This window comes from Salinisphaera shabanensis E1L3A (genome assembly GCF_000215955.2).
Taxonomy (GTDB): Bacteria; Pseudomonadota; Gammaproteobacteria; order Nevskiales; family Salinisphaeraceae; genus Salinisphaera; species Salinisphaera shabanensis.
In genome coordinates this window covers 1-12,790 of sequence record NZ_AFNV02000003.1, presented here as the reverse complement: position 1 = coordinate 12,790, position 12,790 = coordinate 1, and the positions used below count along the sequence as shown (strand labels likewise).

Sequence of the window (12,790 nt, the reverse complement as noted above, 5' to 3'; positions counted from 1 at the left end):
ACTCAAACGGAAAATCTGTCATGGCAGAATCCGACGACAAATGGGAAGGCCGCTGGGATCGCGTCAAGGGTAAGGCCCGCGAGCATTTCGGCCGTCTGACCGACGACGAAGTTGAAGAAACCCAGGGCAAACGCCAGAACATGCTGGGCAAGGTCCAGGAGAAGTACGGCGAGAGCAAGGAAAAAGCGGAAGAGATGCTCAAGGAATTCGAGCGAAAATATCTCTAGCGTCATGCCGCTGAAAAAGGCCGTCCTCATGGGGCGGCCTTTTTTATGAGCGGCGATAATGCGCTCGACGGCGGGTCAGCCGCCGCGGCAGGCCTCGACCAGCGCTCGAAACAGCCGGCGCTGGGCGCGCTGATAACACAGATATTCCGGGTGCCATTGCACGCCTATCACGAAACGCGCGTCGCACGCTTCAATCGCCTGCACGAAGCCATCGGCATCGCGAGCGGTGGCAACGACTTGGCGCCCGAGTGTATGCACGGCCTGATGATGCAAACTGTTCACGCGCAGGCGGCGGTCACCGAAGACGGCGGCCAACCGCGACCGGCGCTTGATAGCGACGGGTTTGCACGGCAAGACATTCACGCGGTTCGATGTCGAGCGGCGCAGATTGCTGATATCGCTGTATAGCGTGCCGCCTGCGGCAACATTGATCAGTTGCGCACCGCGACAAATGCCGAGCACGGGCTTGTGCTCGGCCAAGGCTTGTTTGATGCCTGCCAGTTCAAACGCATCGCGGGCACGATCGGCCGTGTTGTCGTAGGCCGCACTCGCCCCGTAGAGATCGGTGGCGATATCGTCACCGCCGCCGATCAACAGGCCGTCGATAGGCTTGGGCATGGGATGGCGCGGTGTGGCACGCACGGCCCGGCCGCCGGCAAGCGCGATAGCAAGCCATGCAGCCCACCAGCCCGGCGCCCAACGGCTGGCCTTGCCCGTTACGGCGATTGTAGGTCGAACGCGCGCCATATCGGCGTTCAGCGCTGCAGGTACTGTTCGAACACGTGACTCCAGCGGCCGAACCAGTCGCCGAACGGCCGGTCGAGTGTTTCGCAGTAGTCGACACATATCTCACGCAGGCGCGCGGGGTCGGCTGCCAGTTCCTCGATTACCAGCCAATGGTTCCAGGCCGGATGCAAATCCCAGCCCGGCTGCTCGATTTCGCAATTGGGCAGACGATAGTGCAGCGTCGGCCGCGCCTTGATCAGTCCGTCGGAAACCGCGGCGCGAATACGCGCTTCATCGAGATAGGCGAACACCGGCAGCATATCCAGCGCACGGTTTCGGCTGGCGTTTTCGACCAGGTAATCGTCGATGAGCTGATCGCGCGTCGGCGCATAGGCCGGGTCGCACACCTTGCGTACATAGGCCTTGGTGTACGGCTGGATATACGGGAAGACGCGCCGGCTGATATCGATTTCGCTCACCCGTTTGAGCCAGTCGAAGGCGACCGCGAAGGCGCGGATATAACCCAGCAGCGTGTCGGTTTCCAGATCCGGCAGCTCGGGGTTGAGATGCAGCCCGAAGGCATAGATCGCCGACTGGCTCGTGCCGCGCGCGCCTGCTTCGCGCAATGCGGCGATCAGCGGGTTTATGGCATGTAGTTCGCTGATGGCGATTGGCGGGCCGACGATTTCGAACGGCACCACCCGTTTGGCGACCGCCCCCAGCACGTCTTCAGAGACGCGTTCGATTTCATCGAGCAGGCCCGGCTGGCTTTCGCGCCGGCCGCGCTCTTTCAAGAACGCATAGTCGAGCTCGATGGCAAAATCGCCCAATGGCGTATTCGCCACGGTGTATTCGTATGCGCTGTGCGGGCGGATTTCGCCGCCGAGCGCGTGGTGAACGATCTCGCCGATACGCTCGATCGACAGTCCGGTAAATTCAAGTTCCACCCCGACACGACGCTCACCGTTCGATACCGTATGGCGGCGTGATGGCAGGCGCAACGGGGGCTTTGCCGCGGCGGCGTCGGGGGTGGTCATTCTATAGTGCAACGCAGCATAATCGAGAAAGGCTGAAAGCATGCCATCCATACCGGAGCACGGCCAGTTGTCTCGCCTGGAAATGCGGGCGTAGTATCGGTTTCAGACTGTCTTCAATCGACCTATTTTCAAGGAGCGCCTTATGGCCCAGGCGAGCCCGCACCCCGAGCACGCCGACGACGTCGAAGACGTCGATCCGCAGGAATCCGCCGAATGGCGCGACGCACTCGATGCCGTTATCGAGATCGAAGGTCCGGAACGGGCCCACTATCTGCTGGAAATGCTCATCGAGCGTTCCCGCCGTTCGGGTGCCTATATTCCGTATTCGCCGAATACGGCGTATATCAATACGATCCCGCCGCATCTGGAAGAACGCTCGCCCGGCGATCCAGCCATCGAGTGGCGTATTCGTTCGATCATCCGCTGGAATGCGATGGCCATGGTCGTACAGGCCAACCGTCACCACGAAGGCGTCGGCGGGCATATCGCCAGCTATGCCTCGGCGGCCACGCTCTATGAAGTGGGCTTCAACCACTTCTGGCATGCGCCCAGCGACGATCATGGCGGCGATCTGGTGTATATCCAGGGCCATTCTGCGCCGGGTATCTATGCGCGCTCTTATCTTGAAGGACGGATCAACGAAGACCAGCTCTACAACTTCCGCGCCGAATCCACCGGCAAGGGCCTGTCGAGCTATCCGCACGCCTGGCTGATGCCGGACTACTGGCAGTTCGCGACGGTGTCGATGGGCATCGGCCCGATCAACGCGATCTACCAGGCGCGCTTCATGCGCTACATGCAGGATCGCGGCATCGAAGACAACGAAGGCCGCCACGTCTGGTGCTTCTGTGGCGACGGCGAGATGGACGAGCCCGAATCCATGGGCGCGATCGATATCGCGGCCCGCGAAGGCCTGGATAACCTCATCTTCGTGGTCAACTGCAACCTGCAGCGCCTGGACGGGCCGGTACGCGGCGACTCCAAGATCATCAACGAGCTCGAAGGCTCGTTCCGTGGTGCCGGCTGGAACGTCATTAAGGTCATCTGGGGCGCGCTCTGGGATGGCCTGCTGGCCCAGGACCACGACGGCAAGCTCGTCGAGCTGATGAACGAAACCGTCGACGGCGAATACCAGGCGTTCAAGGCCAACGGTGGCGACTATACCCGCGAAAATTTCTTCGGCAAGTATCCGGAGCTCAAGGAAATGGTCGCCTCGATGTCCGACGAGGACATCCGCCGCCTCAACCGCGGCGGCCACGACCCGCACAAGGTGTTCGCGGCCTATCACGCCGCCGTGAACAACAAGAACGGGCGGCCGACCGTGATTCTGGCCAAGACGGTCAAGGGTTACGGCATGGGCGAGGCTGGCGAAGGTCAGAACATCACCCATCAGCAGAAGAAGATGGGCGAAGACGCGCTCAAGGAATTCCGCGATCGCTTCGAAATTCCGGTCGACGACGACAAGATCGCCGACGCGCCCTTCTACAAGCCGGATGAAGACTCCGAAGAGATCCAGTATCTCAAGGCCCGGCGCAAGGAACTGGGCGGCTATCTGCCGCAGCGGCGTACCGAAGGCGACAAGCTCCAGATTCCCGAGCTTTCCGCCTTCGACAAGCTGCTGCAGGGCTCCGGCGAGCGCGAAATGGCCACCACCATGGTGTTCACGCGCATCCTGCAGATCCTCACCCGCGACAAGAACATCAAGGACCGTATCGTCCCGATCATTCCGGACGAGGCACGTACCTTCGGCATGGAAGGCATGTTCCGTAGCCTGGGTATCTACTCGCCGGTCGGCCAGCTGTTCGTCCCCGAGGATTCGGACCAGCTCGCCTTCTACAAGGAATCGGTCAAGGGCCAGATTCTCGAGGAAGGCATTACCGAAGCCGGCGCCATGTCGTCGTTCATCGCGGCGGCCACGGCCTATTCGAATCACGGCAAGACGATGATTCCGTTCTATGCCTTCTATTCGATGTTCGGCTTCCAGCGCGTGGGCGACTTCTGCTGGGCTGCCGGCGACATGCGTGCTCGCGGCTTTTTGCTGGGCGGCACCGCCGGTCGAACCACCATCAACGGTGAAGGCCTCCAGCATCAGGACGGCCACTCGCACGTGCTGTTCGACTGTGTGCCCAACTGCCGTGCCTATGACCCGACCTTCTCCTACGAGATGGCCGTGATCATGCACCGTGGCCTGGTCGAGATGTTCGAAGAACAGCGCGACGTCTACTACTACCTCACGATGATGAACGAGAACTATGCCCATCCGGCGATGCCGGAAGGCGTGGAAGACGACATCATCGCCGGCATGTATCAGTTCTCGCAGTCCGGCGCGGACAAGGACCTGCAGGTCAACCTGCTCGGCTCGGGCACGATCCTGCATGAAGTGATCGCCGCCGCCGACATGCTCGAAAACGAATTCGACGTGGGCACCACGGTCTGGAGCGCGCCGAGCTTCACCCAGCTCAAGCGCGATGGCGCGTCGGTCGAGCGCTGGAACATGCTGCATCCGGAGGAAGAGCCCAAACAAAGCTTCGTGGCGAAGAAGTTCGCCGATGCCAAGGGCCCGGCGATTGCCGCCACCGATTATGTGCGTGGCCTGCCGGAGATGATTCGCCCCTATATCCCGGTGGCGTTCCATACCCTCGGTACCGACGGTTATGGTCGTTCGGACACGCGCGAAGCGCTGCGCGAGTTCTTCGAGGTCGACCGCCGCTGGATCACGGTCTGTGCTCTCAAGGCACTCGCCGACGAAGACAAGATCGAACGCAAGGTCGTGGGCGAAGCCATCCGCAAGTACGGTATCGACCCGGACAAGCCGGAGCCGATCACGCACTGATCGCGCTCGCGATTGTCGGGCAGGCAGCAACGATAGACACGGCGTAACGGCGGTCAGCCGTTACGCCAGCAGCCAAGGAAACGCTTTATGGCGGCGCAGGAAATCAAGGTCCCGGATATCGGCGACTTCGACTCGGTCGAAGTCATCGAAGTACTGGTGTCCAAAGGCGACACGATCGAGCAGGAACAGCCGCTCATCACCCTAGAATCGGACAAGGCGACCCTCGAGGTGCCTTCCACCATTGCCGGCAAGATCACGGAAATGAAAGTCTCGGAAGGCGATAACGTCTCCGAGGGCGATGTGATCGCGCTTGTGGAAGCAGCCGACGAAGACGACGATTCGGATGATGACGACGACGGCGAAGCGGATGACGCCGAAGCCGGCGACGACGCCGCCGACGACGGCGATGAGTCCGAAGACGACGCGGAAGAACAGAACGACGACAGCGATGCCGATGAATCGGCCGACGCGCAAGAAGACGATACCGACGACGAAGACGCTGGCGGCGAAACCATCGAGGTAAAAGTCCCCGATATCGGCGATTTCGACGCCGTCGAAGTCATCGAAGTGCTGGTTGCCGAGGGCGACGAGGTCGAGGAAGAACAGCCGCTCATCACGCTGGAATCGGACAAGGCCACCCTGGAAGTGCCCTCATCCGCGGCCGGCAAGATCACGGAAATGAAGGTCTCGGAAGGCGATACCGTCTCCGAAGGCGATGTCATCGCCATGCTGGAAAAAGCCGGCGGCGAGTCCTCCGGCGGCGACAAGAAGAAGTCGTCCAAGCAGGACAAGGCGTCGAGCAAGAAATCCGGCGACGGCGACCGCGCCAAGAAGGACAACAAGTCCGACAAGAAAGACGACAAGGCGGGCAAGAAGAAGTCCGAAGACAAGTCGTCGAAGAAGGACGACGCGCCGAAGAAACAGGCCGCGAAAGACGACAGCGGCGATTCCTCCAAGCTGGAAAACGTCGACGAAGAGCGCTTTGGCAAGGCCCATGCTTCGCCGAGCGTGCGCAAGTACGCGCGCGAACTCGGCGCCGACCTCGGCCATGTGGACGGCTCGGGCCGCAAAGGCCGAATCACTGTCGAAGACGTCCAGTCCTATGTGAAGAAAGCCCTGTCGCAGGCGCAGAGCGGCGGCGGTGCTTCGGCCCCGGCCGGCGGTGGTGGCAGCGTACCCGCCCAGCCGGATATCGACTTCAGCCAGTTCGGCGAAGTCGAGACCGTGGAGCTGGCCCGTATTCGCAAGATGTCGGCCAAGGCCGTACACAAGAACTGGCTGCTCATTCCGCATGTCACCCAGTTCGACAATGCCGATATCACCGACCTGGAAGACTTCCGTCAGGCCAACAAGGAAAAAGCCAAGGCCGAGGGCGTCAAGCTCACGCCGCTGGCGTTCCTGCTGAAAGCCTCCGCGGCGGCATTGAAGGCCTTCCCGGACTTGAACAGTTCGCTCACCGCCGACGGCGAGCATCTGGTTCACAAGAAATACGTGAATATCGCCGTAGCGGTCGACACGCCCAACGGCCTGCTCATGCCGGTGGTCAAGGATGTCGACAAGAAAGGCATCTACGAGATCGCCCGCGACCTGGACGACGTATCCACCCGGGCCCGCGAAGGCAAGATCAAGGGCGACGACATGAAAGGCGCCTGCTTCTCGATCTCCAGCCTCGGCGGTGTGGGCGGTACGGCATTCACGCCCATCGTGAACTCCCCCGAGGTCGGCATTCTGGGTGTATCCAAGCACAGCATGCAGCCGGTCTGGAACGGCTCCGAGTTCGAGCCGCGCCTGATTCTGCCGTTGTCGTTCTCCTACGATCACCGCGTGATCGACGGGGCCAAGGCGGCGAGGATTACGGGCTTCCTGAGTGAGAAGCTATCGGATCTTCGGACGTTGCTACTCTAGGATAGAGAACGCGAGCTCTTGGAGGCGCTATGGGCAAGTCAGTCGAAGATCTGCAGCGTGAAGCCAGCCAACTGGAAACGTCTGACAAGTATCGGCTAGTTCGGAATTTGCTGGCCGATGCCGACGGCGACCATGAATCGGACGTGGACGACGCCTGGTTGAAGACAATCAAGCGTCGTCGGCAGGAAATACGGGATGGGAAAGTTAAAACCCGCGCTGCCGCAGAGGTGATGGCCGACGCTTACGCGCGTTTGCAAGATGGACGTTGAAATTCATCCGGAAGCAGAGTATGAACTCAACGAGCAGGCGGCCTATTACGAGTACGAAGCAGCCGGCCTTGGCGTCGTCTATCTTCGGACGTTCGATAGCACATTGAATCTTGTCGCTGAATCGCCCGAGATAGCGCCTGTCTGGCGCGACGTTTATCGACGGTTCGCCATGCGCCGATTCCCGCAATCGCTGTTCTACTTCATTGATGATCAGACGGTTTTTGTAGTGGCTGTCGCGCATGATCGCCGTCTCCCCGGATATTGGCTGCAGCGTCGTTTTTGATCGTTAGGCGCAACTGAAAACATTACCCAGAGTGTCGATCGAATGCCCGACGGTCTGGAATAGAGAATCGAGACAGGACAAACCATGGCGCAGGAAATCAAGGTTCCGGACATTGGCGACTTCGACGAAGTCGAGGTCATCGAAGTACTGGTCGCCGCGGGCGACGAGGTGGAGGAAGAACAGGCGCTGATCACGCTGGAATCGGATAAGGCCACGCTGGAAGTGCCCTCGTCCGCGGCCGGCAAGATCACGGAGATGAAGGTCAAGGAAGGCGACAAGGTCTCCGAAGGCGACGTCATCGCCCTGCTCGAAGCCGCCGATAGCGGCAGCGACGACGAGGGCGAAGACGACAAGGCCGACGCCAAGGCCGACGCCAAGGCCGACGACGCCGAAAAGGAAGAAAAGGCCGCCAACCAGAAGCAGGCCGAGGACGCCGAAGAGCGCGAGAAGAAGCAATCGAAAGGCGGTGAAAAGAAGAAATCGTCGTCGAAAGGCAAAGAAAAAGACGCCAAGAGCGGCGAAAAGAGTCAAAAAGAAAGCCAGTCGAAGTCCGCGCCGAAGAAAGACCACGGCTACGACTGCGACGTGCTGGTGCTCGGTTCCGGCCCCGGCGGCTATACCGCAGCGTTTCGTGCTGCAGACATGGGCCTGAACGTCACCCTGGTCGAACGCCACAGCGTGCTCGGCGGTGTCTGCCTGAACATCGGCTGCATTCCCTCCAAGGCCCTTCTGCATTCCGCCAAGGTCATCGAGGACGCCGCCGACATGGCCAACCACGGCGTGTCCTTCGGCAAGCCCAAGATCGAGCTGCCCAAGCTCATGGAGTTCAAGCAGTCGGTTATCGACAAGCTCACCGGCGGCCTCAAGTCCATGGCCTCCAAGCGCAAGGTAAACGTCGTCACCGGCACGGGCACCTTCAAGGACGAACACACGCTCTCCATCGAAGGCGATAGTCATGGCGATGGCGAAACCAGCGAGATCAGCTTCAACAACTGCATCATCGCCGTCGGCTCCGAGCCGGTCATCCTGCCCGACTGGCCCGAAGACGACCGCATCTGGGATTCCGAAGCCGCCCTGTCGCCGGACGAAATCCCGAAATCGCTGCTCGTGATCGGCGGCGGCATCATCGGCCTGGAACTGGCCAACGTCTATGCCGCCCACGGCACAGATGTCGACATCGTCGAGATGACCGACACGCTCATCCCCGGCGCCGACCGCGACCTGGTCAAGCCGCTCCAAAAACGCATGAGCAGCCGCTGCGGCAATATCTGGACCGGCACCAAGGTCACCGGCATCAAGGCCGGCAAGAAGTCCCTTAAAGCCAGCTTCGAAGGCAAGGACGCCCCCGAGAGCAAGGAATACGACCGCGTGCTCGCCGCCATCGGCCGCAAGCCCAACGGCAAGAAGATCGGCGCCGAGAACGTCGGCGTGAAGGTGGACGAGCGCGGCTTCATCACCATCGACAAGCAGTGCCGCACCAGCGTGGACAACATCTTCGCCATCGGTGACGTCTCCGGCGAACCGCAGCTCGCCCACCGTGCCACCCATCAGGGCAAGGTCGCGGCCGAATGCTGTGCCGGCGAAAAAGCCGCCTTCGATGCCAAGGTTATTCCCTCCGTGGTCTATACAGACCCGGAAGTCGCCTGGACCGGCGTCACCGAAACCCAGGCCAAGAAAGACGGTATCGAATACGAGAAGGGCGCCTTCCCCTGGGCCGCTAGCGGCCGCGCCCTCGGCATGGGCACCTCGGAAGGCAACACCAAGATCCTGTTCGACAAGGAAACCGGCCGCGCCATCGGCGCCGGCGCCGTCGGCCCCGGTGCCGGCGAACTCATCGCCGAACTGGGCCTGGCCATCGAAATGGGCTGCGACGCGCACGACATCGGCCTCACCATCCATCCGCATCCGACCCTGTCGGAGACGGTCGGCATGGCCGCCGAGGCCGCGGCGGGCACGCTCACGGATTTGTATATTCCGAAGAAGAAGTAGCCTAGTTCCTTGTGGAACTTTCGAAAGGCCGGCCATTGCGCCGGCCTTTTTCGTATCCGGCCCAAGCAGTCCGGCGAACCGATATGCGTTTACTCGCCGCTCGGCAGGTTCTAGTCTTGGATCTTGGAACGAACGAGCCGCAACCATGAGCGCGACTGTCGATAAAATCCTGGACGACGCCCTGACATTGTCGCCCGCCGAGCGTGCGGCCCTGGTCGAAGAACTGCTATCGAGCCTCGACAAGCCTGATCCAGAACTCGACCGACTGTGGGCCGAGGAAGCGGAGGCGCGCATCGACGCGGCCGAGCGGGGCGAGATGAAGTCCGTTCCCGCGTCACAGGTATTCGGCAAATACGACTAGCCTCGCAAGTCCATTTCTACGAGGCTGCGGAAGCCGAGTTTGATGACCCTGTCGATTACTACGAGCAGCAGCTTCCAGGCCTTGGCCAGCAGTTCCGCCAAGCCGTGCGCGAGACGCTAGCACGCATCCAGCAATTCCCGGACGCCTATTCACCGGTGGGTCGCCGTACCCGCCGCTGTCTTGTAAACCGTTTCCCATACGGGCTTATCAACAAGCATGGCGAGGGTTCGATTACGGTCAGTGGGTGTGGCGCGTCTACGCCAGCGGCCGGAGCGAGTACTGGTTCGTGGGTATAACGAAGAGCGGTCAAAGGAAGAACTCAGAGGGCTAGCTCCGGCTGACTAGGCTTCCTAGACGGCCGCAGAAGCGCCCACCTAAACCTCGGACTCTGGGTCGAAGCGCTGCCAAAACCAGCGCGGTCGAGCCGGCTAACGATTCCCTTGTAGCAAATTGGCGCCTATTCGAAGTTGCAAACCTGCCGATAAAGCCTCAAAGTTACCATCATGGTAATTTCCGTCGTCAGCCTTTATGGAGAAGGAGCGCTACCCGACGACGGTGGCGACCGCACTATACGCGATGGTCCTATTTATACAGCCGACCAAATTCTTGCCGCTTCAGTTGGGTCCGAGGCAAGGGCTCCCATACCTTGGACCAAGAGATGCATAGGCGATGTTGGCGAGCTTTGTTTGGACGGGTCCGACCTCAGCGAGCTGGTTCAACTAGCTACAACAAAAGGCCGGTACATAGGTTCCGAGTGGTGTCGAGGGAATAGCAATAGTTGGGCGGCATGCGATGCATATTCCGTGAGCCGCCGAGAGTGGTATCCGGCGATAAATAGCTTCAGACAGACTGAGTATTATTTAAAAATCTCAATCGCTAAAACCGGACGAGTGATACTTCTAATATCTTGCCACCTGTCAAATATCTGAGAATTAATATGGCTACCAAAATATGTCCAATATGTGGCGAAGGAACGCTTAAGTCTCTTAAGTTTTATCGACGAGTCGATTTCAATGGTGAAGTTTATAGAATAGAGAATCTTCATTCTGTCTGCGATACATGCGGAAGCGAACAGGCTGATGCTTCTCAGTTAAAACAGAATAAACGCAATATGATTGCGGCAAAGAAAAAGGCTAATGGCTATTTAACCGGCGCCGAGATTCGATCGCTACGGGCCGAGCTAAAGATCACTCAGGATATTGCTGCAGAGATGTTTGGCGGCGGGCCGGTTTCATTCTCAAAATACGAGAACGACGATGTTTTTCAATCGTCGTCTATGGATAGAATTCTTCGACTATCTGTTGAAGTTCCGGGCGTTTTCGAATATTTAGCTAGGAAGGCGGGACTAGAAGAACAATTAGTAGGAAAATGGGAAACCGTATCGGCCCACACTGTAGGAAAGAAAATAAAAACTACAAAGGTAGTGGATATTTATAATTACGGGAATTCGCCTAGGTATGCAGCATGATTACCAAAGCGTTACAGGATGCTATCGAGTCGTTAAAGATACTAGATGTTTATCTGATTGAATTGATATCAGAGCATAAAAACAGCTTTAACCCAAAAGATGCAGATGATTTAGATAAGCTTGAATTCCAGCATATGCATGTTGTGGAGAAATCTTCTGTGCTTGAAACTGGAAACGGAGAACTTTTACTCCGCGTTTATACTCGGCTTGGCGCTCGTTGGATAGATGCTGAAACTGATGATGGCGACGCAAGCATTAAATCTATCATTGAGTCGCAGTTTATCTCAGAATACAAAATAACTTCCCCTATAGAGCAGGAAAGTATAGACGAGTTTTGCTTGAAAAATTCTAGTTTTCATGTTTGGCCATACTGGAGGGAGCTCTTAAATAGCCAAACTTGCAGGATGCATTTGCCAAGAGTAACTTTAGAAACTGTTCAATTTGCCCAAAATCGAGATATCGATAAAAGCCATATTGAAAGGCTCCAGACTGATGATGGGTGAATATTATTGGTTTTTTAGAATCGCTTTATCTCGTGTTTATATTGTTCGGCTTTATATGGATAGTCTAAGCAGGCTCTTGCTTTCTGCTCTCGTCAGCGGAATGAAGTATTCTTCTACTACACAGTGAGTGGAGAATAGGGTCAGATACCCTCGATAATTTCGAGCCCCGCTATCGCTATTTCTGCTCGAAACGCTGTCCAGACTTCATAGCGAGCTGAGCGTCGCGTCGTGCATCGTGCAGAAATTTAGTTAAATGATTGCCGATGCGTAGCTGAAACGCTCGATTACGGGCATAGTGCTCTCGGCGTCTCATAGTCCGATATGACGCACGCAGCGGCGCCGCTGAAACCGACTACCGCACTCCCCGCATAATGACGTCATGGAATTGACCTTCATTGGCGGGGCCGACGGCGTCACGGGTTCTGCCAGCCTGCTTACGGATACACGCCTCGGGCTGCGTGCGCTTGTGGATTGCGGTGCCCATGCCGAACGCGAGCTGGAGCGCCCGGACGGCGCGCCGCGGCTTGGTTTCGATGCGCGGCATCTGAGCTGTGTCTTTCTTACCCACGCGCACCGCGATCACTGTGGGCGGCTGCCGCAGCTGCATCGCGCGGGTTTTCGTGGGCCGGTGTATTGCACGCAGGCCACAGCTGAGATGACGCGGATCGCCCTGTTCGATGCCGCGAAGTTCTCGCGCGAGTACGACGCGAACGACGTCGAGATGATCGATTTCCAGCCGCTGGATCGCCGTGCGGATTTCGCATTCGCGCGGCCGATGCGGCTGCACGGCGTGGCGGTGACCTTGCATCGCAGCGCGCATATTCTGGGCGCGGTCGCCGTCACCATTGCCTGGCGCAGCCGTACCAGCACGCGGCGATCGATCTGTTTCAGTGGCGATATCGGCGGCAACACGCCGGCCAATCCCTATCAGTCCCTGCTCGCCGGCCAGCAGACGCCGGGCCCGGTCGATTATCTGGTGGTGGAATCCACCCGCGGCGCCGAACCGGCCCGACCGGAGCACTACAAATCGTTCGCTGATCGCCAGGCCGCCTGGGCCGGGGTGTTCGCCGACAGCGACGCACGCGGCGGCGGGCCAGTGGTCGCGCCCTGTTTCGCGATTCATCGCGCCCAGGAGCTGTGGTTCGATCTCGACCATGTGCTGCGCAGCACGGGCGCCGGCGCGCCGGAT

General features: G+C 59.0%; 12 protein-coding genes. 10 read left to right on the top strand and 2 right to left on the bottom strand.

Annotated features, from left to right (window positions below; translation table 11 throughout):
* Window positions 1-20: 20 nt before the first annotated feature.
* Window positions 21-227: a CsbD family protein gene (locus SSPSH_RS01940; protein ID WP_006914440.1), complete on the top strand. Its 207-nt coding sequence runs from the start codon at window positions 21-23 to the stop codon at window positions 225-227.
* A 75-nt stretch (window positions 228-302) separates the two neighbouring features.
* Here the strand turns inward: SSPSH_RS01940 and SSPSH_RS01935 are convergent, their stop codons facing one another.
* Together SSPSH_RS01935 and SSPSH_RS01930 are read right to left on the bottom strand one after the other, a co-directional pair.
* A complete protein-coding gene (locus tag SSPSH_RS01935; protein ID WP_006914441.1) occupies window positions 303-974 on the bottom strand; it encodes a gamma-glutamyl-gamma-aminobutyrate hydrolase family protein in 672 nt (223 codons plus the stop codon).
* An 8-nt stretch (window positions 975-982) separates the two neighbouring features.
* Window positions 983-1,990: an amidoligase family protein gene (locus SSPSH_RS01930; protein WP_040607322.1), complete on the bottom strand. Its 1,008-nt coding sequence runs from the start codon at window positions 1,988-1,990 to the stop codon at window positions 983-985.
* A 142-nt stretch (window positions 1,991-2,132) separates the two neighbouring features.
* Here SSPSH_RS01930 and aceE point away from each other — a divergent pair, with 142 nt between their 5' ends.
* The 9 genes from aceE to SSPSH_RS01890 form a co-directional block, all read left to right on the top strand.
* The gene (gene aceE, locus SSPSH_RS01925; RefSeq protein WP_006914443.1) at window positions 2,133-4,823 is read left to right on the top strand and encodes a pyruvate dehydrogenase (acetyl-transferring), homodimeric type; all 2,691 of its coding nucleotides are present in this window, start codon (window positions 2,133-2,135) and stop codon (window positions 4,821-4,823) included.
* Between the two features lie 87 nt (window positions 4,824-4,910).
* A complete protein-coding gene (gene aceF / locus SSPSH_RS01920) occupies window positions 4,911-6,728 on the top strand; it encodes a dihydrolipoyllysine-residue acetyltransferase (protein ID WP_006914444.1) in 1,818 nt (605 codons plus the stop codon).
* A gap of 29 nt (window positions 6,729-6,757) precedes the next feature.
* Window positions 6,758-6,997 carry an addiction module protein gene (locus SSPSH_RS01915; RefSeq protein WP_006914445.1) on the top strand — a complete coding sequence of 80 codons (240 nt, stop codon included), beginning with the start codon at window positions 6,758-6,760 and terminating at the stop codon, window positions 6,995-6,997.
* Entirely contained in the window at window positions 6,987-7,280 is a 294-nt protein-coding gene (locus SSPSH_RS01910) for a type II toxin-antitoxin system RelE/ParE family toxin (protein WP_006914446.1), read from the top strand. The genes SSPSH_RS01915 and SSPSH_RS01910 overlap by 11 nt, the downstream gene beginning before the upstream one ends.
* 84 nt (window positions 7,281-7,364) lie before the next feature.
* The gene (gene lpdA, locus SSPSH_RS01905; RefSeq protein ID WP_006914447.1) at window positions 7,365-9,269 is read left to right on the top strand and encodes a dihydrolipoyl dehydrogenase; all 1,905 of its coding nucleotides are present in this window, start codon (window positions 7,365-7,367) and stop codon (window positions 9,267-9,269) included.
* A gap of 145 nt (window positions 9,270-9,414) precedes the next feature.
* Complete coding sequence (locus SSPSH_RS01900; protein ID WP_006914448.1) at window positions 9,415-9,630, top strand: addiction module protein; 216 nt, start codon at window positions 9,415-9,417, stop codon at window positions 9,628-9,630.
* A gap of 937 nt (window positions 9,631-10,567) precedes the next feature.
* Window positions 10,568-11,098 carry a type II toxin-antitoxin system MqsA family antitoxin gene (locus tag SSPSH_RS18265; RefSeq protein ID WP_006914450.1) on the top strand — a complete coding sequence of 177 codons (531 nt, stop codon included), beginning with the start codon at window positions 10,568-10,570 and terminating at the stop codon, window positions 11,096-11,098.
* Window positions 11,095-11,601, top strand: coding sequence for a hypothetical protein (locus tag SSPSH_RS01895; protein WP_021031300.1), 507 nt, complete (start codon window positions 11,095-11,097; stop codon window positions 11,599-11,601). The genes SSPSH_RS18265 and SSPSH_RS01895 overlap by 4 nt, the downstream gene beginning before the upstream one ends.
* Window positions 11,602-11,980: 379 nt before the next feature.
* Window positions 11,981-12,790, top strand: an 810-nt coding sequence (locus SSPSH_RS01890) for an MBL fold metallo-hydrolase (RefSeq protein WP_021031299.1), incomplete at its 3' end; no start/stop codon positions are given.

Coding starts and splice junctions, on each gene's coding strand:
- lpdA (WP_006914447.1), top strand. CDS start 7,365: ATGGCGCAGGAAATCAAGGTTCCGGACATTGGCGACTTCGACGAAGTC.
- aceF (WP_006914444.1), top strand. CDS start 4,911: ATGGCGGCGCAGGAAATCAAGGTCCCGGATATCGGCGACTTCGACTCG.
- SSPSH_RS01935 (WP_006914441.1), bottom strand. CDS start 974: ATGGCGCGCGTTCGACCTACAATCGCCGTAACGGGCAAGGCCAGCCGT.
- SSPSH_RS01915 (WP_006914445.1), top strand. CDS start 6,758: ATGGGCAAGTCAGTCGAAGATCTGCAGCGTGAAGCCAGCCAACTGGAA.
- SSPSH_RS01900 (WP_006914448.1), top strand. CDS start 9,415: ATGAGCGCGACTGTCGATAAAATCCTGGACGACGCCCTGACATTGTCG.
- SSPSH_RS01930 (WP_040607322.1), bottom strand. CDS start 1,990: ATGACCACCCCCGACGCCGCCGCGGCAAAGCCCCCGTTGCGCCTGCCA.
- aceE (WP_006914443.1), top strand. CDS start 2,133: ATGGCCCAGGCGAGCCCGCACCCCGAGCACGCCGACGACGTCGAAGAC.
- SSPSH_RS01895 (WP_021031300.1), top strand. CDS start 11,095: ATGATTACCAAAGCGTTACAGGATGCTATCGAGTCGTTAAAGATACTA.
- SSPSH_RS01910 (WP_006914446.1), top strand. CDS start 6,987: ATGGACGTTGAAATTCATCCGGAAGCAGAGTATGAACTCAACGAGCAG.
- SSPSH_RS18265 (WP_006914450.1), top strand. CDS start 10,568: ATGGCTACCAAAATATGTCCAATATGTGGCGAAGGAACGCTTAAGTCT.
- SSPSH_RS01940 (WP_006914440.1), top strand. CDS start 21: ATGGCAGAATCCGACGACAAATGGGAAGGCCGCTGGGATCGCGTCAAG.